Genomic DNA, 18,644 nt, shown 5'->3' with positions numbered 1-18,644 from the left:
CCGTCTTTCATCTCCCGCGTGGTGTCCGTATAACCATTCGACGGGAGGATTCGAATGCATATCATGGAAGGCTTTTTGCCTCCGGCGCACGCGCTCGGCTGGGCAGCCGTTTCCTTGCCTTTTCTGGCCTGGGGCTTGCGCTCCATCGGCCGCGACCTGCAATCGCATCCCGAGCGGCGCATGCTGCTCGGCGTGGCGGCCGCGTTCGCGTTCCTGCTGTCCGCCCTGAAGCTGCCGTCGGTGACGGGCAGTTGTTCGCATCCGACCGGCGTCGGTCTGGGGGCCGCCCTGTTCGGGCCAGCCGCGATGGTGCCGGTGGGCTTTGTGGTGCTGATGTTCCAGGCGCTGCTGATGGCCCACGGCGGCCTGACGACGCTGGGCGCGAACGTGTTTTCGATGGCGATCGTCGGGCCGTTCGTGTCGTACGGCGTGCTGCGCGCGGCGTCGGCGCTGGGCTTCACGCGGTCGCCGGCGGTGTTCCTGGCCGCCTGCCTGGGCGACCTGGCGACGTATGTGACCACCTCGATCCAACTGGCGCTGGCCTTCCCTGCCGCCGTGGGCGGCTTTAGCGTTTCGTTCTTCAAGTTCGCCGGCATCTTCGCGCTGACGCAGGTGCCGATCGCCATCAGCGAAGGCCTGCTCACGCTGCTGGTGGTGAACGCGATGGTCCGCTTCAACGCGCACGAGCTGCGCGCGCTGCCGGTGATGACGCTCGGCGCGCGCAAGGGTGGCGCATGAAGGCGCGCACCTGGTTGATCTGCCTGACGCTGGTGCTGTTGACGGTGCTGCCTTTGTGGCTGGCCACCGCGCCGCCGGCCACTTCCGGCGGCGAAGCGCCGGCCATCTTCACCGGCGCGGACAATCGCGCGCAGCAGGCCATCGGCGCCATCGCTCCCGGCTACAAGCCCTGGTTCACACCCGTGTTCGAGCCGGCCAGCGATGAAATCGCGTCGCTGCTGTTCGCGCTGCAGGCGGCCATCGGCGCCGGCGTGATCGGTTTTTGGCTCGGCACGTCCGTGGCCCGCGAACGCGCGCGCCGCGAGGCCGCCTCCCAGCAGGACCGCCGTGCTGATTGAGTCGACCGCGTACGCCAGCCGCTGGCGCGATGTTGCGCCGTCGGCCAAGGCACTGTTTGCGCTGGCCGGCGTGGTCGCCGCATGGGTGGCCCGCAGTCCGGCCGCGCTGGCGGCGCTGACTTCCGTGCTGGTGCTGACCGCCCTGGTGGGCGCGCGCGTCCCGCTGCGCGCCTACGCCGCCACCGTGCTGCCGCCGCTCGGCTTCCTGCTGCTCTCCTGCGTGGCCATGCTGTTCGGCCCCGACGCGCAGGGCGACTGGCGCTGGTCCGGCGCCATGCTGCCGGTCGTGGTCCACACCGCATTGCGGTCGCTGGCCATGCTGGCTGCGCTGTCAGGGCTGGTGCTCAGCACACCGATGCCCGGCCTGCTCGCGCTCATGCGCCGCCTGCGCATGCCGGAACTGCTGCTCGACATGATGGTGCTGTGCTACCGCATGCTGTTCGTGCTGCGCCAGGCGTGGGACGAAAGCATAACCGCGCAAAGCGCGCGCCTCGGCTATCGCGGCTGGCGCCAGGCATGGCGCTCGACCGGCCTGCTGGCGGGGCAGATGGCGGTGCAGGTGTGGCAGCGCGCCGCAGCGCTGCAAATAGCGGCGGACGCGCGCGTCTGCCAGGGCGCGCTGCGCTTCCTGCCGGTGGTCTATCCGCAGGCGCGCCGCCAGTTCGCGCTGGCCGCGCTGGCCGGCGCGTTGCTGGTGGCGCTGGCCGTGGGAGACCGCCTGTGAACGTCCCGATACTGGAACTGCAAACCGTCGCCCACGTCTACCCGGACGGCAGCAAGGGCCTGCACGATTGCAGCCTGACGCTGCAGCGTGGCCGCCGCTACGCGCTGCTGGGCGCGAACGGCGCGGGCAAGACCACCGTGCTGCAGCACCTGAACGGCCTGCTGCGCCCCACCGCCGGCCTGCTGCGCATCGACGGCCACCCCTTCGACTACAGCCGCGCAGGACTCACGGCGCTGCGCAGCCGCGTGGGACTGGTGTTCCAGAACCCGGATCGCCAGCTGTTTTCGGCGCTGGTCGAGGAGGACGTCTCTTTCGGCCCGCTCAACCTCGGCCTGGATGCGGACGAGGTGCGCGCCCGCGTGGCCGCCGCGCTGGATGCGGTGGGCTTGCGCAGTCACGCGCGCCGCGCCGTGCATCAACTGAGCTTCGGCCAGAAGAAGCGCGTCTGCATCGCCGGCGTGCTGGCGATGGAACCGGACGTGCTGCTGCTGGACGAACCCATGGCCGGCCTCGACGCGCCCATGCAAACCGAACTCGCCGCCCTGCTCGACGGCCTGGCCGCGCGCGGCGTCACCGTGCTGCTGTCCACGCACGACATCGATTTCGCCTTCCGCTGGGCGGACGACATCCACGTCATGGCGGCCGGCCGCTGCATCGCCTCCGGCCCGGCGCAGACGCTGTGCGCGCAGGCCGACGTGCTGCACGCCGCCGGCCAGCGTCCCCCGGCCGCGCTGGCGCTGCACGCGGAACTGGTCGATCTCGGCGTGCTGCCGGCCGGCCCCGCACCGCGCAGCGTCGACGCCTTGCTCGACACGCTGCGCGCACAAAAACATTCAGGAGTAATCACCGCATGACATCTCTCGGCAAAATCTGGTTCGTGGGCGCAGGCCCGGGCGACCCGGAACTGATCACCGTCAAAGGCCAGAAGCTGCTGTCGCAGGCTGGCGCCGTGCTGTTCGCCGGTTCGCTGGTGGACCGCGCCGTCACGCTGTACGCGCCGCCCGGCTGCGCCATCCGCGATTCCAAGGACATGACGCTGGAAGAAATGACCGCATGGCTGATCGAACAGGCGCGCAACCACGCCACCGTAGTGCGCCTGCAGACCGGCGATCCCGCGCTGTACGGCGCGCTGATCGAACTGGCGCGCCCCCTCGCCGACGCCGGCATCGAATGGTCCGTGGTGCCGGGCGTGTCGTCCGCGATGGCCTCGATGGCGGCGGCCGGCGAATCCATGACGCTGCCCGAGGTGACGCAGACCGTCATCCTCACCCGCGTCGAGGGCCGCACGCCGATGCCGGAAGGCGAAGACCTGGCCAGCCTGGCCGCGCACCGCACCACGCTTTGCATCTTCCTGTCGATCACGCTGATGCACAAGGTGGAAACCGCGCTGCGCGCCGCCGGCTGGGCCGAGGACGCGCCAATGCTGGTGGTGCACAAGGCCAGCTGGCCCGGTGAGCAGAAGATCGTGCGCGGCACGCTGGCCGACATCAAGCAACGCTGCCGGGAGGCCGGCATCGCCAGCCAGGCGATGATCGTCGCCAGCCCCACCCTGGGCGCGCTGCATTGGGAGACGCTGGCGCGCTCCAAGTTGTATGACCCCACATTTACCCATCGTTTCAGAAAGGCGAGCGCATGAACCCAGTAAGCAAGGACACAATCCTGATTGTCGGCCATGGTTCCCGCGAGGACTCCGGCAACCAGGAGATCCGTGAATTCACCAGCCAATGGCGCGCGCGCCGCCCGGATTGGCGCATCGAGTTGTGCTTCATCGAATTCGCCCCACCGGAAATGAACGCCGCGCTGCTGGACGCCGCGCGCAGCTCGCGCCGCGTGCTGGTGGTGCCGCTGATCCTGAACGCGGCCGGCCACGTCAAGATGGAGATCCCGGAAGCGATCGAGCACGCGCGGCTGGCCTGTCCGCAGACCGAGATACTGCTGGCGCCGCACCTCACCGCCTGCGATCCTATCCTGGCGATCCTCAAGCGCCGCCTGCGCAAGGCCATGAACGCGCTGGACATGCCCGATCCGACCAGCACCGGCGTGGTGGTGCTGGGACGCGGCTCGTCCGATCGTGGCGCCAACGGCGAGATGGCCAAGATGGCACGCTGGCTGCTGGAGGAAGGCGACCATGAGCTGGTCGACCTGGCCTTCACCGGCATCACCTGGCCGCGCCTTGAGAAAGTGGTGCAGCGCCAGGTCACGCTGGGCATGCGCCAGATCGTGGTGCTGCCCTACTACCTGTACACCGGCACCCTGATGCAGCGCATACACCGCCAGGTCGAGCATCTGCGCGGCCAGTATCCGCAGGTGCGCTTCGCCTGCTCCGAGCATTTCGGCTTCGAGAACGAAATCTTCGAACTGATGGACCAGCGCGTGGAAGACCTGCGCGCCGGCGTGCCGGACAGCCGCCTGCCCTGCGACGGCTGCAGCTACCGCGAGATCGCGCATGACCTGGGCCACGGCCACTCGCACGCGCACACGCACGAGGTTCACGTGCACCCGCATCACGACCACGCGGAGGCGCAGCCGGCATGAGCACCGTGAACACCGTTACCGAACAGCTGACCCGCGCCGGGCAGCTGATCGAGCATGACAGCTTCGCCATCATCGACGCCGAAGCCGGCCCACACAGTTACACCGAAAGCCAGTGGCCCATCGTGCGCCGCATGATCCACGCCAACGCGGACTTCGACTTCAACGGCCTCACCGCCTTCCACCCGGACGCGGTGGAAGCCGGCATCAACGCCATGCTGGCCGGCGGCGCGCCGGTGGTGGCCGACGTGGAGATGATCTGCTCCGGCCTGTCGCAGCCACGCCTTGCGCACTTTGGCATGAAGACCCACCAGTTCATCAGCGACGCCGACGTCATCGAAACCGCGCAAAAGGAAGACACCACCCGCGCCGTGCAGGCCATGCGCAAGGCGCATCGACTGGGCTTGCTGGACAAGGCCGTCATCGGCATCGGCAACGCGCCCACCGCGCTGATTGAGCTGGTGCGCCTGATCCGCGAGGAAGGCGTGCGCCCGGCGCTGGTAGTCGGCATGCCGGTGGGCTTCGTCTCCGCCGCCGAATCCAAGGACTTGATGGCCGAAGTCGGCGACGTGCCGTGGATCGTCATCCGTGGCCGCAAGGGCGGTTCCACGCTGGTTGTCGCCACGCTGCACGCGCTGCTGGCGTTGGCCGAAGCACGTCAAAAGGCCATGGCATGAAGGAGAAAGCGGCTGCCGAACGTGGCACCCGCACCGGTTTCACCACCGGCGCCTGCTCCGCGGCCGCAGCGCGCGCGGCGGTGCTGGGCCTCGTCCATGGACGGGTGCCGGAAGAAATCGAGAGCCTGCTGCCCAATGGCAGCCGCGTGGTGTTCGCCATCCACGACGGCCGCTGCGAGCCAGGCCGCGCGCACGCCATGGTCGTCAAATTCGCCGGCGACGATCCCGATTGCACCGACGGCGCCCACATGACGGTCGACCTGCGCCTGCTGCCCGGCCAGGCCGGCGAGGTGACCTACGTGGCGGGCGACGGCGTCGGCACGGTCACGATGAAAGGCCTGGGCCTGGAAGTGGGCGGCCCGGCGATCAACCCCGCCCCGCGCAAGAACATCGCCGACAACCTGCGCGAAGCCGCGCCGGAACTGCTGGCGCAACACGGCATCGAAGTGACCATCAGCGTGCCGGACGGCCAGGTGATGGCAAAGAAGACCACCAATGCCCGCCTGGGCATCCTGGGCGGCATCAGCATCCTCGGCACCACCGGCATCGTCAAGCCGTATTCGACCGCCGCCTGGCGCGCCAGCGTGGTGCAGGGCATACAGGTTGCCGCCACCGCAGGCCACGGCGTGGTGGCGCTGACCACCGGCGGCCGCACCGAAACCTTCGCCATGACCGCGCTGCGCGCGGAACGCCCGGAGCTGCCGTCGGCCTGCTTCGTGCAGATGGGCGACTTCCTGCGCTACGCGCTCGATGAAGTGGTCGCGCAGGGCATACAGCTGGTGGTGATGGCCGTCATGGTGGGCAAGCTGACCAAGATCGCGCAGGGCGAAACTATCACCCACGCCAACCGCAGCGAGGTCGATACCGACCTGGTGGCCGAGGTGGCGCGCCGCATCGGCGCATCGGAGGAAGACTGCGCCGCCATGGCCGCCGCCGAAACCGCGCGCTTCGGCGCGGAGCTGATGGTGGAGCGCGGCCTCGGCGACGCCTTCCACCACGCGCTGGCGCAAGCCGCCATCGACACCCTGACCGCGCCGGAGCGCTACGGCCGCGCGTTCCAGCTGCGCGTGCTGGTGTGCGATTTCAGCGGCGTGCAAGTGGCCGACGTGTGGTCGGCCCCAGCCGAGCCGCATGAGCGGCCCGCCAGCGCCGGCCGCATCGGCATCGATCATCTACCGGAAGCATAAGCATGCATACACAAGACCCCAACCCCTGCCGCGTTATCGGCGTGCTCGATGACGGCATCGCCAGCCTGAGTCCCACCGCGCTGGCCCTGCTGCGCAGCGCCGACGTGTTGATCGGCGGCGCCCGCACGCTGGCCCTGCTGGAGCGCGAGTTCAAGCCCGGCGCCATGCGCCACGACCTCACCGGCAAACTGAAGGAAGTACCCGAATGGGTGCGCGCCGCGCGGGCCGACAACCTGTCCTGCGTGGTGCTGGCGACCGGCGATCCGCTGTGCCACGGCATCGCGCCCTATCTGGCGCAGCACCTGTGCGTGGAGGCGCTGGACATCCTGCCCAACCTGTCGACGCTGCAGCTGGCGTGCGCGCGCATCGGGCTGGCGTGGCAGGATGCGCGCATCGTCTCCGTGCACGCACGCGACGCCGGCGAATGGCAGCGCGGCAGCGTGCCAAGCCACGGCCTGTACGCGCTGGCCCAGGCGACGCGCCAGCATGCGCGCCTGCTGGTGCTGACCAGTCCCGACAACAGCCCCGACCGCATCGCGCGCTTGCTGCTGGCCGAAGGCCTGGGCGACGATTTCCTGATGGCGGTGGCGGAGAACCTGCTGCAACCAGAGGAGCGCGTGCTGGCCGAGCTCACGCCGCAGCAAGCGGCCGGCATGCGCTTCGCCGCGCTGAACGTGGTGCTGCTGTGGCGCGTAACGCCGGCGGCGCAGCCGGTGCGCTTCGGCCTTGCCGACGCGGAGTTCGTGCAGCGGCAACCGGAGAAAGGACTGATCACCAAGCAGGAGGTGCGCGCCGTGAGCCTGGCGCGCCTGCAGCTGCGCGCCGACAGCGTGGTGTGGGACATCGGCGCCGGCTCGGGATCGGTGGGCCTGGAGGCGGCGCGGCTTTGCCCGCAAGGCCACGTCTACGCGACCGAAAAGAACGAAGCCGATTTCGCCATCGCGGGACAGAACCACGCGGCCTTCGGCGTCAGCAACTACAGCCTGTACCTCGGCAAAGCGCCGGAAGGGCTGGATGCGTGGCCCGATCCGGACGCGGTGTTCATCGGCGGCTCGGGCGGCGAACTGGCCGGCCTGATCGCCGGCGTGGCCGCGCGCCTGCGCCCGCGCGGCACGCTGGTGATGAACTTCGTCACGCTGGAAAATCTCGCCACCGCCACCGCCACGCTGCAAGCGCTGGCAGGCGTGGAGTGGGACGTGCTGCAGCTGCAGGCTGCGCGCAGCAAGCCGATTTTGCACATGCATCGCATGGCCGCCGAAAATCCCGTGTGGATCGTCTGCGCCCGCCGCGCCGACGCGAAGGTGGCCGCCGATGAGTGAGATGACCAAACCCGGCACCCTGTGGGGCATCTCGCTCGGCCCCGGCGATCCCGGCCTGATCACACGCGCCGCGTGGGATGCGCTGCAGCGGCGCGACACCATCTGGGTCTACCCTGCCCGCAGCGGCAAGACGCCAAGCTACGCGTTCGACATCGTGCAGCGCGCCGGCCTGCCGCCGCCGGAGCAGCACACGCAGCTGCTGTTCCCCATGACGCACGACGGCGAAAAGCTGGGCCGCGCATGGCTCAAGGCCGCCGACACCGTGCTGCCCTGGCTGCGCGCCGGCCGCGACGTGCTGTTCCTGGTGGAGGGCGACGCCAGTACCTACGCCACCTTCGGCCACCTCGCCCGCACCGTGCGCGCGATCGATGAGGAAGTGCCGGTGAAGATCATCGCCGGCGTCAACGCCTTCACCGCCGCCTGCGCGCAGGTGCCGGTGCCGTTCGCGGAGCAGGACGACACGGTCGCCATCGTGCCCGCCGCCTACGGCGTGAGCGCGGTGGACCGCCTGCTGCCCGACTTCGACACGCTGGTGCTGATGAAGGTGAAGCCGTTGATGGATGAGCTGATCGACTGGCTGGAACGGCGCGAGCTGCTGGACGGCGCGCACTTCATCGAACGCGTCGGCGCGCCGGACGAGCGCCGCTTCAGCGGCAACGACATCCTGTCTCTGCGTGGCACCAAGGTCAGCTACCTGTCGCTGCTGATCGTCAAACACACGCACCGCATACGCGGTGAACGCATCAAGGGCTGCCTGAAAAAGGACGGCCCTCAACCTCTGACGGAGACCGCATGACCACAACGACCACCACCAACCAGGCCGCCCCGCGCGTATGCCTGGTCGCCATCACCAAACACGGCGCCGCGCAGGCTGCGCGCCTGGCCGCCGACCTGCCGGAAGCGGACATCTGCACCTCGTCCAAATTTGCCGCCACGTTCGCGGAGGCGTCCAACACCGTGCGAGCCTACGACGGCGCGCTGCGCGACGAAATCGGCCCGCTGTTCGCCGGCTATGACCAGATCATCTTCTTCGTCTCGCTGGGCGCCGTGGTGCGGCTGATCGCACCGCACCTGCGCAGCAAGGACGAAGACCCCGGCATCATCGTGGTCGACGACGCCGGCCAGTATGTGATCCCGGTGCTGTCCGGCCACGTCGGCGGCGCCAACGAATGGAGCGAGCGCGTGGCCGACCTGCTGGGCGCCGCGCCCGTGCTGACCACCGCCTCCGACGTCGGCCGCACCATCCCGGTCGACATCCTCGGACGTCACCTGGGCTGGAAGGTGGAGGCGCCGAAGATCAACATCACGCGCGTGTCCGCGCACGTGGTCAACGGCGAGCCGATCGCCTTCGTGCAGGAAGCCGGCAGCGCGGACTGGTGGACCCGCCCCACGCCGCTGCCGGAGAACATCCACCGCTTTGCGCGCTTCGACGAGGTGCCGCTGGACCGCTACGCGGCGCTGCTGTGGGTCACGCACGCAGAGGTGACGGCCGAACGCTGGGATGCGCTCAACGAACGGCTGGTGGTCTACCGCCCGCCGCAGGACGACGCGGCATGACGCGATACGCCATGGGCCTGGGCTGCGACCGCGGCGTGGCGCTCGACACCGTGCGCGATGCGGTGCGCGACGCACTGGCTGCTGCGGGCGCACAGCCAGCGCAGGTGGTGGCCGCCGCCAGCATCACGCTCAAGAAGGACGAAGCGGCCCTGCTGGCGCTGGCGCGGGAACACGGCTGGCCGCTGCATTTTTATGAAGCGCACGAACTGGCAGCGGTGGAAGTGCCGCATCCGTCGGAAACCGTGCGGCGCTACACCGGCACGCCGTCGGTGAGCGAGGCGGCGGCGTTGCTGGCCGCTGGACCCGATACGCCGATGACCGCGCTGGTCGTCGAAAAACACAAACACAAAGGCGCAGATGGCCGCAACGCCACCGTCTCCATCGCAAGGATACAACCATGAATGAAACAAGCGCAGGCAAGATCATGCTGGTCGGCATAGGCCCCGGCAGCGTGGAGCACATGACCCAACGCGCGCGCGACGCCATCGCCGAAGCCGACGTGGTGATCGGCTACGTCACCTACATCAAGCTGGTGGCCGATCTGATCGAGGGCAAGGAGATCATCCGCAAGTCCATGACCGAGGAGCTGGACCGCGCCGTCAGCGCGCTGGAGGCGGCGCGCGCCGGCAAGAAGGTGGCGCTGATCTCGTCGGGCGACGCCGGCGTGTACGGCATGGCCGGGCCGACCTACGAGGTGCTGTTCCAATCCGGCTGGACGCCGGACGATGCGGTGCAGGTCGAGATCATCCCCGGCGCCTCGGCGCTCAACAGCTGCGCGGCGCTGGTCGGCGCGCCGCTCACGCACGATTTCTGCGCCATCTCGCTGTCGGACCTGCTGACGCCATGGCCGACCATCGCGCGCCGGCTGGACGCGGTGGCCATGGCCGATTTCGTGGTCGCGCTGTACAACCCGAAGAGCGGCCGACGCACGCGCCAGATCGTCGAGGCGCAGCGGCTGTTCCTGCGCCATCGCCGCGCCGATACGCCGGTGGCCATCGTCAAGAGCGGCTACCGCCGCCGGCAGAACATCGTCTTCACCACGCTGGACCACATGGCCGACGCCGACATCGGCATGCTCAGCACCGTCTTGATCGGCAACAGCAACACCTTCGTGCGCCATGGCCTGATGGTCACGCCGCGCGGCTACGCCAACAAGTACGACATGGAGGAAGGCGGCGCCACCCGCGACGGCGAACGCGCTGGCCGTTCGCTGTCCACCGGCTTATTGGGCTGGCTGGACACGCTGCAGGCCGAACACGCCGCCGGCGACAGCATCGAGCTGCTGGCCGCGCGCCACCGCCTGCCGGCCGACTACATCCGCTCCACGCTGGAGGAACCGTGGGAAGCCGAGGCGCCCGCCGCCGAGGAGAGCGAAGCATGACCGACGCCGTCGTCAAGCCGAAGATCGGCAACTACCACCGCCACCTGCTGGTGTGCACCGGCCCGCGCTGCAGCGAGGACGGCGCGTCGCAGGCCTTGTTCGACAGCCTGGGCGGAAAGCTCAAGGAGGCCGGGCTCAATGAGGGCGAGTTGCGCGTCAAGCGCAGCCGCGTGAGCTGCTTCGCCGCCTGCAAGGGCGGGCCTATCGTCTGCGTGCAGCCGGATGGAACCTGGTACTACAACGTCACTTCCGATAATATGGACCGCATCGTGAACGACCACCTGCGCGACGGCAAGCGGGTGGAGGACTTGATTTTCCACCAGGCCGGCGAGAGCTGAGCGCAAGCAGTCAACGAAAGAAGCAAATGGCAGGGAAAGTGTATTTGATCGGCGCCGGTCCCGGCGCCCAGGACCTGATCACCGTGCGCGGCGCGCGGCTGCTGGCGCAGGCCGACATCGTGCTGCACGACGCGCTGGTCACGCCGGAGATGCTGGCGCTGTGCCCGCAGGCCGAGAAGATCGCGGTCGGTAAGCGCAGCGGCCAGCGCTCGGTGGCGCAGCAGATCATCAACCAGCACCTGGTCGAATGCGCCGGGCGCGCCGCGCTGGTGGTGCGCTTGAAGGGCGGCGATCCGATGCTGTTCGGCCGCGCCGACGAGGAGTTGCGCGCGCTGGAGCAAGCCGGCATCGAGGTCGAGATCGTGCCGGGCGTGACCACGGCCGTCGCGGCGGCGGCGGCGGCCAAGCAGCCGCTGACCAAGCGCGGCGTGGCGCGCAGCGTGGCATTCTTCACCTCGTCCACCGCGCCGGAGCACGCGGAGCTCGACGCGATCCCCAACACGGACACGCTGGTGCAGTACATGGGAGGCCGGGAGGCCATCGCCACGGCGGAACGCCTGCTGGCGCATGGCCGCAGTCCCGATACGCCGGTGGTGGTGATCGAGAACGTGAGCCGCGCCGACCAGCGCATCCACCGCATGGACATCGCAGCCTTGTCGCAGGGCCTGGGCATGCCCGCCGGCCCGGTGCTGGTGATGATCGGCGAGGCGATGCGCGCCCGCGCGCATCAGCCGGTGGATGGAGTCTAGTTCAGGGACATGGCGCGCCGCCGAGCGTGGCGCCCAGCGTTTCCACACTGGCGATGGCGGTTGCCTTGGGCAGGCTCATCGGCAGGCTCACCAGGGAAAACAGCGTCTTGTACTGCACGTTGTTGCAGGTATCCGTCACTGCCGGATCGCATATCCGCGCGCGCACAAAGCGGATACAGCTGGCATCGTAGGGATCTTTCATGCAGGTGATCCGGTTATTGACGGGGCACGCCGGCAATGCCGCCGTGGCGATCTCGGTCATCGCCGGCGTGCCCGCGTAGGTCAAGGCCAGGTAGTCGATGCGGACATGCGCGTCCGTGACCGGGTCTCCCAGCATCAGCGTGCCGGCGCTGTCGCGGAAGATGGCTTTCTGGCGCACCGCGCTCATGGCGGCCGCATCATGGTAGTCCACGTTGGCGGCCAGGCTGATCGCGCGCTGTGTCACCAGCTCCAGGGTGTTGTAGATGTACATGGCCCGCGCAAATTCGATCACGGCCACGGCGATGGTCAGAAACAGCATCAGCGCCAGGCTGAACTCCACAGCCACCACCCCGCCCTGTTCATGGTTTTTTTGTTGTCCGGACATGGGCCTATTTTCCAAGGTAGGGATAGCTGACGTTGACCGTCAACGGCACGACCAGCGACGTCACGTTTGAAAAGAAGATGTCCGTCATCTGCAACTGGATCGCCACGTTGACGTTGGTGGGCGCAGCGAAGCCCGCGCACTGCACCGTATCGCACCCTATCGTCACGAGAATCGGATCCGGGCCTGGTGCAAGCTCGGCCAGTTCGGCGTCCACGATCGAGCGGGCGACTGCGGCCAGGGCGGGCGCCCGCGTCGAATTCTTCATCTCGCTCAGCGGTATCGTGGAAAGATAGCGGGCGGCATCCTGTGCCGCCCTATCCATGACGCTGTAGTGCCAGAACAGCCGGCCGAAGAACAGTGGAAATGTCAGCAGTATGAGAAAGACCGGCAACACCAGCGCCAGCTCGAGCGCGGCGATCCCGCGCTGGCGGCGTTTGACGGAGGCGCTTGGCATCGGGCTCATGGATACAGCTCCACCGCGCCGCCCAGCGATTGCTCGGTGGCCAGGCCGCCGAATTCGGCGAACAGCGTGGTCGCCGTGGCGGGGACGGTCATCAGGAATTTGCCTATGCCGAGCACGGTCGCCGTGGTGGTCGTGCCCGCGCTCACCGGGCAGGACAGCAAGGCCACATTCAGCACGCGGCGGTTGGCGACTCCCTTGTGTGCGGCGGAAGGCCCCGTGAAGTAGCTGCCATTGCTTGCCATATACGGCGTCGAGACGCCGGAAGGATAGGACGCGGTGGCGGCCGGCGTGCCGGGCTTGTACAGCGAGCTCCAGACGCTGGTGTTAAACGGCGTGTAGCCGCTGGCCGGTTCCGGCGATCCCGGCACATAGGAGCTGTAAGGGACGGCCCGCGCATAGGCCCACAGCGGCCCGTACATCGCGGCGGTGGTGCCCGGGGGTGCCGGCAGAGGATCGGCGACCGTCCACAATTTCCCGCCGCTAGTCGTCGAGGCGGCGCCTTGCACGCCGGGCGTCGTGCTCATCCATGAGATCGCGCTGCTGTAGACAAAGGACTTGATATTCGTATCCGGCGGCGCGGTGGCAAAGGAACAAAGCGAACTGCCGAACTGGTCGAAGCGCGAATTGAGCTGGTTGTAGAGCGACGCCAGCGGAAACGGCCGGCTGACCGTGATCGGCGCGCCGGTAATCCTGGGTATCGCCAGTTTGCCGGTGCAAACGTAGGGACCGACGACGCCAACGGCCGTGTTGCTTGCCGCACCGGTTGTGCCGGGCGGATCGAATGGATCGACAACGAAATTCTCGGCCGTCATGCCGTTGGGATTGAGCTGCATGAGGTCGTAAGCGACGCCGCGCCGGAAACCGTATTCGCTCAATTCGCTGTAGGCGGGCGGCCCGGCGTTGAGGCGCGCGGCGGCGGCGGTGTTGGACAGCGCGCACACCGCCAGCGGCGCGACATTAATCGTCGAGCGGCCGGCCACCGCCGTCACGCCGACGCTGGCCGACGCCAGCGCGTCCGACAGCACACGCATGAAAACCAGGCTGATGGTGGAGAGCGAGGCATCCAGCTTGCTGGTGTCCACCTTGGCGAACAGCAGGCCATCGGACGCGGCCTGAGCGGAGCCGGCATCGACCCAGGCGCCGGTCGATGAACTGCTGAACGACAGCGCGGCGCTGTTCCAGCTGACCGATTGCTGGTTGTACTGGTATTTCAGCGAGCTCACCGCACTGGCGGCCTGGGCAAGCGCATTCGTCACGCCGGCAGGCGTGCCGTTGAGTTGGCGGGCCGCCGCAAGCGCCGCGGTGTTTGCCACGGCCTGCAGATCCAGCTTGCGGTTATAAACCCGGCTCAGATCGAGCGACATGCCAATAAAGCCCACGAGGATCACCAGCATCAGCGCGAACACGATGGCGATGGCGCCCCGCTGCGGATGGCTGCAGGGCCGGTTCCGGAGCGATGACCCCGCAACAGTGCGGCATGCATCCCCTACCTTTCCAAGCGATCCAGCCTTGCCGCTCATGCCGCCTCCAAAAGCCTTAACCGTCGAATCAAATTTCCGCCGCGAAATATGCGTGCTCAAGCGCCGATTCTAGACAGTCTGCGGCTCAGGAAATTGATAAAAGGCAAGAGGATCTTTGTGGTCTTGTGGGGGGATGCGTCAGCGTCTTTTGTACCGCTGCATCTGCTCTTCCCCTCGATCGCGGCGGCGATAACGAAATTGATAATCAGCTCAAGATCCGAGTATGAAAATTCATACCCAGGCACCGATCCCTGGCTCCACCCATCTCAAAAAATCCTCATTCAATCAATGGCTTAGTTCGATAGTCCAGCTTGCCATTCCCATGGCATGGATAGTGCTATCTCTGTTGTGAAAAGTTCATTCGATGACGGTCGTCCGCTTCGAAGCGCTTTTTACTACAAATAAAACGGAGACCAAATGAACAAAGTTATTCCCGCACGAACGCGCAGGCCACCTTCCTGACGTAGGCGCCGGCGCCGCCCATCCGGCGGCGCCGCTTGCGCGCCACTCCATCGCTCATTTCACGGCTGACCGAGCCCGGACCTTGCTCCCGCAGGTCCGGCGGGTATCGCTGCACCCTCGATTTTCCGGATGCGGCGTTCCAGTGTGCCCGGTCGCGTGGTCGTACCTATCGCACAAACTTATTGGATCGTTTATGAAAGCATCATTAGTAGCTGGTCTCTTGCTCGCCTCCGCAGCCGACGCCGCCTCGGCACAATCCGGCGTCACCGTCTACGGCATACTGGACGCGGGCATCGCCCGCGAAACCGGGGGCGCCGAGGGCGCGGTCACCAAGCTGGCCTCTGGCGTGCAGTCCGGAAGCCGGCTGGGCTTCAAGGGACAGGAGGACCTGGGCAATGGCATGAACGCCCACTTCGTGCTGGAGAACGGGCTCGATCTCGACACCGGCAAGGCACGCCAGAACGGCGCCTTGTTCGGCCGCCACGCCTATGTCGGCCTGACCACCAGCGCCGGTACCGTCAACCTGGGCCGTCAATGCAACCCGATCTTCATCGCGCTGGACGGCATCGACCCGTTTGAAACCGGCTTTACCGGCTCCGCCACCAATCTGATGAGCATCGGCACGGCACGTACCAACAACACCGTCAGCTACGCGACGCCCCAGCTGAATGGCCTGTCGGCCACCGTGATGTATGGTTTCGGCGAACATGCCGGCGACAGCACGCTGGGCCGTACCATCGCCTTTTCCATCGACTACGCCGCGGGCCCGCTGGTGGGAACCCTGGCATATGACAGCCTGAAGGTCACTTCGTTCAACACGATGAAGGAGGTCCTGCTGGGCGCCAGCTACAACTTCGGCCCCGCCACCGTGCACGCCGCGTTTGAAACCGAAAAGGACGACCTCGGCGGCGATTTCCGCGACTTCCTGCTGGGCGCCTCGGTGCCGTTCGGGCAGGGCAAGCTGCTGGCCTCGTATGTGAAAAAGCAGGACCGTTCCGCGACCGAGCGGGGCGGAAGACAGTTTGCGGTGGGCTATACCTACGCGCTGTCCAAACGCACCAACCTCTACAGTTCATTCGGCACCATCCGCAACGAGCTGGCCGCCACCAATGTGGTGGGCGATGCCTCCAGCGGCGGCAGCGCGCCGGCTGCTGGAAATGGATCGCGAGCGCTGGCGGTCGGCATCCGGCATAAGTTCTAACCCACAAAGCACCACCGGGGTTTGCCCCCTTTCGGGATCGGCCCCCATCCCAACCCACTTATTTATTTTGGAGACTCTATGTTCGTTCCTATTTCCTCCCGTCTGATGTCCGCGCTGTGCGCCCTGGCGCTGCTGGCAGGGGCCGTTCCAGCGGTCCATGCCGCCGACGCCGCGCCATCGGCCCATGTGACCATCCTGGCCACCGGCGGCACCATTGCCGGCAGCGGCGCCACCAGCACCACCACGGTCGGCTACACCGCCGCCACGGTCGGCGTCGACCGCCTGATCCAGGCCGTGCCGGAACTGGCCAAGGTGGCCCAGGTCAAGGGTGAGCAGGTGTTCCAGATCGCCAGCGAAAACATGAGCAACGAACACTGGCTGGTGCTGGCCAAGCGCGTCAACACGCTGCTGGCCCAACCTGACGTGGACGGCATCGTCATCACCCACGGCACCGACACGCTCGAAGAGACCGCCTTCTTCCTCGACATGGTGGTGAAGAGCCACAAGCCGGTGGTGCTGGTCGGCGCCATGCGTCCGGGCACGGCGCTGTCGGCCGACGGCCCGATCAACCTGTACAACGCGGTGCTGCTGGCGGCCAGCAAGGAAGCCATCGGCAAGGGCGTGCTGGTGGCTTTGAACGACCAGATCCAGGGCGCGCGCGACGTCACCAAGACCAACACCTCGACCCTGGACAGCTTCAAGACGCCAGAGCTGGGCATGCTGGGCTACATCCAGGGCAACAAGCCTTACTTCTACCATGCGTCGACCCGCAAGCACACGGTGGATACGGAGTTCGACATCAGCAAGCTCGACGCGCTGCCGCAGGTTGACATCGTCTACGGCTACGCCAACGTCGGCCCTGTGGCGCTGAACGCACTGGTGGCCGCCGGCGCCAAGGGCATCATCCACGCCGGCGTCGGCGACGGCAGCCTGGCGACCAAGGTCGCGCCATCGTTGACCGCGGCCCGCAAGCAAGGCGTGCTGATCGTGCGCTCGGCCCGCGTCGGCCAGGGCATCGTGGCGCGCAACGGCGAGGCCAACGACGACGCGCTGGACTTCGTCGTGTCCGATACGCTGAACCCGCAAAAGGCGCGCATCCTGCTGATGCTGGCCTTGACCAAGACCAGCGACAGCAAGGAAATCCAGCGCATGTTCTACACCTACTAAAACTTGGGGGGCTCCGGGGCAGGTCGAACCTACCCCGCGAGCTTTAGCAACGACGCCTGCTGCATCGCTTAGGAGCCGTGCGGGAGCATTAAGCCGTGACAAGGCGCTGCCGTATCCAGTCCGCAGCCTGTATCTCGGTCATGTTCCCAGCGGCGATGGCCAGCATGAATTTGATGGCGTCGACCTCACTAAACGCAAGCGTCTCACCATTGATCGCCAGGAACAAACGGCCGATCACCCAGGCGGTACGCTTATTGCCATCACTAAATCCTTGGCTAGTGGCGATGCCGTAGATGTAGGCTGCAGCAAGGTCGGCGACATCCGGCGGCGGATCGCCATAGGCGTCAAGATTCGCTGCCCGATTGAGCGCCGACTCCACGGTATTGAGGTCGCGTATGCCCGCTAGTCCACCGTGAACTGCAAGCTGTTTGTCGTGGACCGCAAAAAGGGTATCTCGCAGCACCCATTTCCAGCTCATTTAGCGAGCACCCGCAGGATCTCTCGATCGTCGTGCATGATTGACTCAGCCAAGGCCATCTGACGCTCAAACTCAGGGTTATATGGAGTGATGCGCATCGCACCGTCCGGGGCCTCGGTCAAATATAGGGTATCGCCTTTCTGCACGTTTAGGATGCGCCTGACCTCCTTGTTCAAGATCAGGCCCTCGGATGCACCTACGGTGGTTACTTTGATTGCGTGCATAACACCCTCCGTCGTATATAAGCTTTATTATATACCTAGTCTAAGGTGGGTCAAGCAGCTTGAACGGCGTTCAACATGCGCAAATAAACGCATCACATTGCGAACCAATGCAACGGTTAAGTATTTGATTGTATAGGGAATTTTGGTGCGGCTGGCGGGGATCGAACCCACGACCCTTGGCTTCGGAGGCCAATACTCTATCCACTGAGCTACAGCCGCGCTGGGGGAATTTCTGAGGTGTGCCGTAGGATACCGGTTTTATCGAGGGACGTCCATGGAAAGTGTCGTTTTGAGCATCTTTGCGTTTCCATGCAGGCATTTTTGAGTCTATAATCGCCCGTTTGGTGAAGGTTTTGCAAGGCAGCTGGTTGATACATTTCTTCTCTCGCCACCCGGCTTCGAAATTAGTCTGTTAAGGAAATCATGAGCGACGCACACAACGAACACGAATCCCCCATCAGAACGCCTAAGCAGCTGGTTGCTGCCGTCGTCGGCTTCTTTGGTGTTGTAGTCATCGGTATCATCCTGCTGGTGCAGTACGTGACCGCGGACAAGTTGACCGGCGCCGGCTCCAACAGCCAGACCGCGGAAGAAGTCGCCACCCGCATCGCGCCCGTCGCCGACACCGGCTTCACGCTGAAAGACTCCAACGCACCGAAAGTGCTGCAGACCGGCGAAGCCATCTACACCTCGACCTGCGCGGCCTGCCACGGCAGCGGCGCGGCAGGCGCACCCAAGTTCGGCGACGCCGGCGCCTGGGGCCCACGTATCGCCCAGGGCTACGATACCGTGCTCAAGCACGCGATCGAAGGCTTGCGCGCCATGCCGGCCAAAGGCGGCAACCCGGATCTGGACAACGTGGAAGTGGCCCGCGCCGTGGTCTACATGGCCAACAAGGGCGGCGCCAAGTTCAAGGAACCTGAAGCGCCAGCCCCTGCGGCCGCCGCGCCAGAGGCTTCGGCGCCAGCCAAGTAAGCGCCCGCCTTTCCTGAAGAACCGGCCC

The 18,644-nt window shown here is 66.5% G+C and carries 24 protein-coding genes and 1 tRNA gene; 18 read left to right on the top strand and 7 right to left on the bottom strand.

The features are described 5' to 3' along the window. Nucleotides 1-54 precede the first annotated feature (54 nt). The 15 genes from AC07WS_RS02630 to cobA are packed head-to-tail and all read left to right on the top strand — an operon-like array spanning nt 55 to nt 11,540. Complete coding sequence (locus tag AC07WS_RS02630) at nt 55-738, top strand: energy-coupling factor ABC transporter permease (protein ID WP_494727582.1); 684 nt, start codon at nt 55-57, stop codon at nt 736-738. Then, on the top strand, nt 735-1,076 hold the full coding sequence (locus tag AC07WS_RS02625; RefSeq protein ID WP_494727581.1) for an energy-coupling factor ABC transporter substrate-binding protein: 342 nt from the start codon (nt 735-737) through the stop codon (nt 1,074-1,076). The genes AC07WS_RS02630 and AC07WS_RS02625 overlap by 4 nt, the downstream gene beginning before the upstream one ends. Continuing rightward, nucleotides 1,066-1,800 (top strand): cobalt ECF transporter T component CbiQ, encoded by a 735-nt coding sequence (gene cbiQ / locus AC07WS_RS02620; protein ID WP_494727580.1) that lies wholly within the window; start codon nt 1,066-1,068, stop codon nt 1,798-1,800. Before AC07WS_RS02625 ends, cbiQ begins: the two co-directional genes overlap by 11 nt. Then, nucleotides 1,797-2,654, top strand: a complete 858-nt coding sequence (locus AC07WS_RS02615; RefSeq protein WP_494727579.1) for an energy-coupling factor ABC transporter ATP-binding protein — start codon at nt 1,797-1,799, stop codon at nt 2,652-2,654. The genes cbiQ and AC07WS_RS02615 overlap by 4 nt, the downstream gene beginning before the upstream one ends. After that, on the top strand, nt 2,651-3,436 hold the full coding sequence (gene cobM / locus AC07WS_RS02610; protein ID WP_494727578.1) for a precorrin-4 C(11)-methyltransferase: 786 nt from the start codon (nt 2,651-2,653) through the stop codon (nt 3,434-3,436). The genes AC07WS_RS02615 and cobM overlap by 4 nt, the downstream gene beginning before the upstream one ends. Further along, the gene (locus AC07WS_RS02605; RefSeq protein WP_494727577.1) at nt 3,433-4,335 is read left to right on the top strand and encodes a sirohydrochlorin chelatase; all 903 of its coding nucleotides are present in this window, start codon (nt 3,433-3,435) and stop codon (nt 4,333-4,335) included. The genes cobM and AC07WS_RS02605 overlap by 4 nt, the downstream gene beginning before the upstream one ends. Then, nucleotides 4,332-5,009 (top strand): precorrin-8X methylmutase, encoded by a 678-nt coding sequence (locus AC07WS_RS02600; protein WP_494727576.1) that lies wholly within the window; start codon nt 4,332-4,334, stop codon nt 5,007-5,009. Before AC07WS_RS02605 ends, AC07WS_RS02600 begins: the two co-directional genes overlap by 4 nt. Beyond that, complete coding sequence (locus AC07WS_RS02595; RefSeq protein ID WP_494727575.1) at nt 5,006-6,196, top strand: cobalt-precorrin-5B (C(1))-methyltransferase; 1,191 nt, start codon at nt 5,006-5,008, stop codon at nt 6,194-6,196. The genes AC07WS_RS02600 and AC07WS_RS02595 overlap by 4 nt, the downstream gene beginning before the upstream one ends. 2 nt (nt 6,197-6,198) lie before the next feature. Beyond that, complete coding sequence (gene cbiE / locus AC07WS_RS02590; protein ID WP_494727574.1) at nt 6,199-7,515, top strand: precorrin-6y C5,15-methyltransferase (decarboxylating) subunit CbiE; 1,317 nt, start codon at nt 6,199-6,201, stop codon at nt 7,513-7,515. Then, complete coding sequence (gene cobI, locus AC07WS_RS02585) at nt 7,508-8,311, top strand: precorrin-2 C(20)-methyltransferase (RefSeq protein WP_494727573.1); 804 nt, start codon at nt 7,508-7,510, stop codon at nt 8,309-8,311. The genes cbiE and cobI overlap by 8 nt, the downstream gene beginning before the upstream one ends. Beyond that, complete coding sequence (locus tag AC07WS_RS02580; RefSeq protein ID WP_494727572.1) at nt 8,308-9,072, top strand: cobalamin biosynthesis central domain-containing protein; 765 nt, start codon at nt 8,308-8,310, stop codon at nt 9,070-9,072. The genes cobI and AC07WS_RS02580 overlap by 4 nt, the downstream gene beginning before the upstream one ends. Next, entirely contained in the window at nt 9,069-9,473 is a 405-nt protein-coding gene (locus AC07WS_RS02575) for a cobalamin biosynthesis protein (protein ID WP_494727571.1), read from the top strand. Before AC07WS_RS02580 ends, AC07WS_RS02575 begins: the two co-directional genes overlap by 4 nt. After that, nucleotides 9,470-10,453, top strand: coding sequence for a precorrin-3B C(17)-methyltransferase (cobJ, locus tag AC07WS_RS02570; protein WP_494727570.1), 984 nt, complete (start codon nt 9,470-9,472; stop codon nt 10,451-10,453). The genes AC07WS_RS02575 and cobJ overlap by 4 nt, the downstream gene beginning before the upstream one ends. Further along, nucleotides 10,450-10,791 carry a (2Fe-2S) ferredoxin domain-containing protein gene (locus AC07WS_RS02565; protein ID WP_117012511.1) on the top strand — a complete coding sequence of 114 codons (342 nt, stop codon included), beginning with the start codon at nt 10,450-10,452 and terminating at the stop codon, nt 10,789-10,791. Before cobJ ends, AC07WS_RS02565 begins: the two co-directional genes overlap by 4 nt. Before the next feature lie 26 nt (nt 10,792-10,817). Beyond that, nucleotides 10,818-11,540, top strand: a complete 723-nt coding sequence (gene cobA, locus AC07WS_RS02560) for a uroporphyrinogen-III C-methyltransferase (protein WP_494727569.1) — start codon at nt 10,818-10,820, stop codon at nt 11,538-11,540. A gap of 1 nt (nt 11,541) precedes the next feature. On the opposite strand, the gene AC07WS_RS02555 is transcribed toward cobA, so the two are convergent. The 4 genes from AC07WS_RS02555 to AC07WS_RS02540 all read right to left on the bottom strand — a co-directional run bounded on the left by AC07WS_RS02555 (nt 11,542) and on the right by AC07WS_RS02540 (nt 14,686). Beyond that, nucleotides 11,542-12,126, bottom strand: coding sequence for a TadE/TadG family type IV pilus assembly protein (locus AC07WS_RS02555; protein ID WP_494727568.1), 585 nt, complete (start codon nt 12,124-12,126; stop codon nt 11,542-11,544). A gap of 4 nt (nt 12,127-12,130) precedes the next feature. Then, nucleotides 12,131-12,589, bottom strand: coding sequence for a TadE/TadG family type IV pilus assembly protein (locus tag AC07WS_RS02550; RefSeq protein ID WP_494727567.1), 459 nt, complete (start codon nt 12,587-12,589; stop codon nt 12,131-12,133). Continuing rightward, nucleotides 12,586-13,998, bottom strand: a complete 1,413-nt coding sequence (locus AC07WS_RS02545) for a pilus assembly protein TadG-related protein (RefSeq protein WP_494728040.1) — start codon at nt 13,996-13,998, stop codon at nt 12,586-12,588. The genes AC07WS_RS02550 and AC07WS_RS02545 overlap by 4 nt, the downstream gene beginning before the upstream one ends. Before the next feature lie 538 nt (nt 13,999-14,536). Then, the gene (locus AC07WS_RS02540) at nt 14,537-14,686 is read right to left on the bottom strand and encodes a hypothetical protein (RefSeq protein ID WP_494727566.1); all 150 of its coding nucleotides are present in this window, start codon (nt 14,684-14,686) and stop codon (nt 14,537-14,539) included. Between the two features lie 78 nt (nt 14,687-14,764). Between AC07WS_RS02540 and AC07WS_RS02535 the strand changes: the two genes are divergently transcribed. Beyond that, the gene (locus AC07WS_RS02535; protein WP_494727565.1) at nt 14,765-15,772 is read left to right on the top strand and encodes a porin; all 1,008 of its coding nucleotides are present in this window, start codon (nt 14,765-14,767) and stop codon (nt 15,770-15,772) included. Between the two features lie 105 nt (nt 15,773-15,877). Then, on the top strand, nt 15,878-16,939 hold the full coding sequence (locus AC07WS_RS02530; RefSeq protein WP_494728039.1) for a type II asparaginase: 1,062 nt from the start codon (nt 15,878-15,880) through the stop codon (nt 16,937-16,939). Nucleotides 16,940-17,027: 88 nt separating this feature from the next. Here AC07WS_RS02530 and AC07WS_RS02525 read toward each other — a convergent pair whose 3' ends face one another. The 3 genes from AC07WS_RS02525 to AC07WS_RS02515 all read right to left on the bottom strand — a co-directional run bounded on the left by AC07WS_RS02525 (nt 17,028) and on the right by AC07WS_RS02515 (nt 17,860). Then, nucleotides 17,028-17,417, bottom strand: a complete 390-nt coding sequence (locus AC07WS_RS02525; RefSeq protein ID WP_494727564.1) for a type II toxin-antitoxin system death-on-curing family toxin — start codon at nt 17,415-17,417, stop codon at nt 17,028-17,030. Next, entirely contained in the window at nt 17,414-17,641 is a 228-nt protein-coding gene (locus tag AC07WS_RS02520) for an AbrB/MazE/SpoVT family DNA-binding domain-containing protein (RefSeq protein WP_494727563.1), read from the bottom strand. Before AC07WS_RS02520 ends, AC07WS_RS02525 begins: the two co-directional genes overlap by 4 nt. Before the next feature lie 143 nt (nt 17,642-17,784). Next, nucleotides 17,785-17,860, bottom strand: a tRNA-Arg gene (locus tag AC07WS_RS02515). 204 nt (nt 17,861-18,064) lie between these two features. On the opposite strand from AC07WS_RS02515, the gene AC07WS_RS02510 reads away from it, so the two are divergent. Continuing rightward, on the top strand, nt 18,065-18,616 hold the full coding sequence (locus tag AC07WS_RS02510; protein ID WP_494727562.1) for a c-type cytochrome: 552 nt from the start codon (nt 18,065-18,067) through the stop codon (nt 18,614-18,616). The last annotated feature ends 28 nt before the right edge of the window (nt 18,617-18,644 follow it).

It is taken from the genome of Duganella sp. GW821-FHT01E12 (assembly GCF_059422325.1).
Note: the sequence above shows the minus strand (reverse complement) of the source record. Positions and strands in the feature narration are given on the sequence as shown.

Bases quoted from the DNA above. Each gene is read 5' to 3' on its own strand.
- AC07WS_RS02630 (WP_494727582.1), top strand. From the start codon at position 55: ATGCATATCATGGAAGGCTTTTTGCCTCCGGCGCACGCGCTCGGCTGG.
- AC07WS_RS02625 (WP_494727581.1), top strand. From the start codon at position 735: ATGAAGGCGCGCACCTGGTTGATCTGCCTGACGCTGGTGCTGTTGACG.
- cobM (WP_494727578.1), top strand. From the start codon at position 2,651: ATGACATCTCTCGGCAAAATCTGGTTCGTGGGCGCAGGCCCGGGCGAC.
- AC07WS_RS02605 (WP_494727577.1), top strand. From the start codon at position 3,433: ATGAACCCAGTAAGCAAGGACACAATCCTGATTGTCGGCCATGGTTCC.
- AC07WS_RS02600 (WP_494727576.1), top strand. From the start codon at position 4,332: ATGAGCACCGTGAACACCGTTACCGAACAGCTGACCCGCGCCGGGCAG.
- AC07WS_RS02595 (WP_494727575.1), top strand. From the start codon at position 5,006: ATGAAGGAGAAAGCGGCTGCCGAACGTGGCACCCGCACCGGTTTCACC.
- cbiE (WP_494727574.1), top strand. From the start codon at position 6,199: ATGCATACACAAGACCCCAACCCCTGCCGCGTTATCGGCGTGCTCGAT.
- cobI (WP_494727573.1), top strand. From the start codon at position 7,508: ATGAGTGAGATGACCAAACCCGGCACCCTGTGGGGCATCTCGCTCGGC.
- AC07WS_RS02580 (WP_494727572.1), top strand. From the start codon at position 8,308: ATGACCACAACGACCACCACCAACCAGGCCGCCCCGCGCGTATGCCTG.
- AC07WS_RS02575 (WP_494727571.1), top strand. From the start codon at position 9,069: ATGACGCGATACGCCATGGGCCTGGGCTGCGACCGCGGCGTGGCGCTC.
- cobJ (WP_494727570.1), top strand. From the start codon at position 9,470: ATGAATGAAACAAGCGCAGGCAAGATCATGCTGGTCGGCATAGGCCCC.
- AC07WS_RS02565 (WP_117012511.1), top strand. From the start codon at position 10,450: ATGACCGACGCCGTCGTCAAGCCGAAGATCGGCAACTACCACCGCCAC.
- cobA (WP_494727569.1), top strand. From the start codon at position 10,818: ATGGCAGGGAAAGTGTATTTGATCGGCGCCGGTCCCGGCGCCCAGGAC.
- AC07WS_RS02555 (WP_494727568.1), bottom strand. From the start codon at position 12,126: ATGTCCGGACAACAAAAAAACCATGAACAGGGCGGGGTGGTGGCTGTG.
- AC07WS_RS02550 (WP_494727567.1), bottom strand. From the start codon at position 12,589: ATGAGCCCGATGCCAAGCGCCTCCGTCAAACGCCGCCAGCGCGGGATC.
- AC07WS_RS02535 (WP_494727565.1), top strand. From the start codon at position 14,765: ATGAAAGCATCATTAGTAGCTGGTCTCTTGCTCGCCTCCGCAGCCGAC.
- AC07WS_RS02530 (WP_494728039.1), top strand. From the start codon at position 15,878: ATGTCCGCGCTGTGCGCCCTGGCGCTGCTGGCAGGGGCCGTTCCAGCG.
- AC07WS_RS02525 (WP_494727564.1), bottom strand. From the start codon at position 17,417: ATGAGCTGGAAATGGGTGCTGCGAGATACCCTTTTTGCGGTCCACGAC.
- AC07WS_RS02520 (WP_494727563.1), bottom strand. From the start codon at position 17,641: ATGCACGCAATCAAAGTAACCACCGTAGGTGCATCCGAGGGCCTGATC.
- AC07WS_RS02510 (WP_494727562.1), top strand. From the start codon at position 18,065: ATGAGCGACGCACACAACGAACACGAATCCCCCATCAGAACGCCTAAG.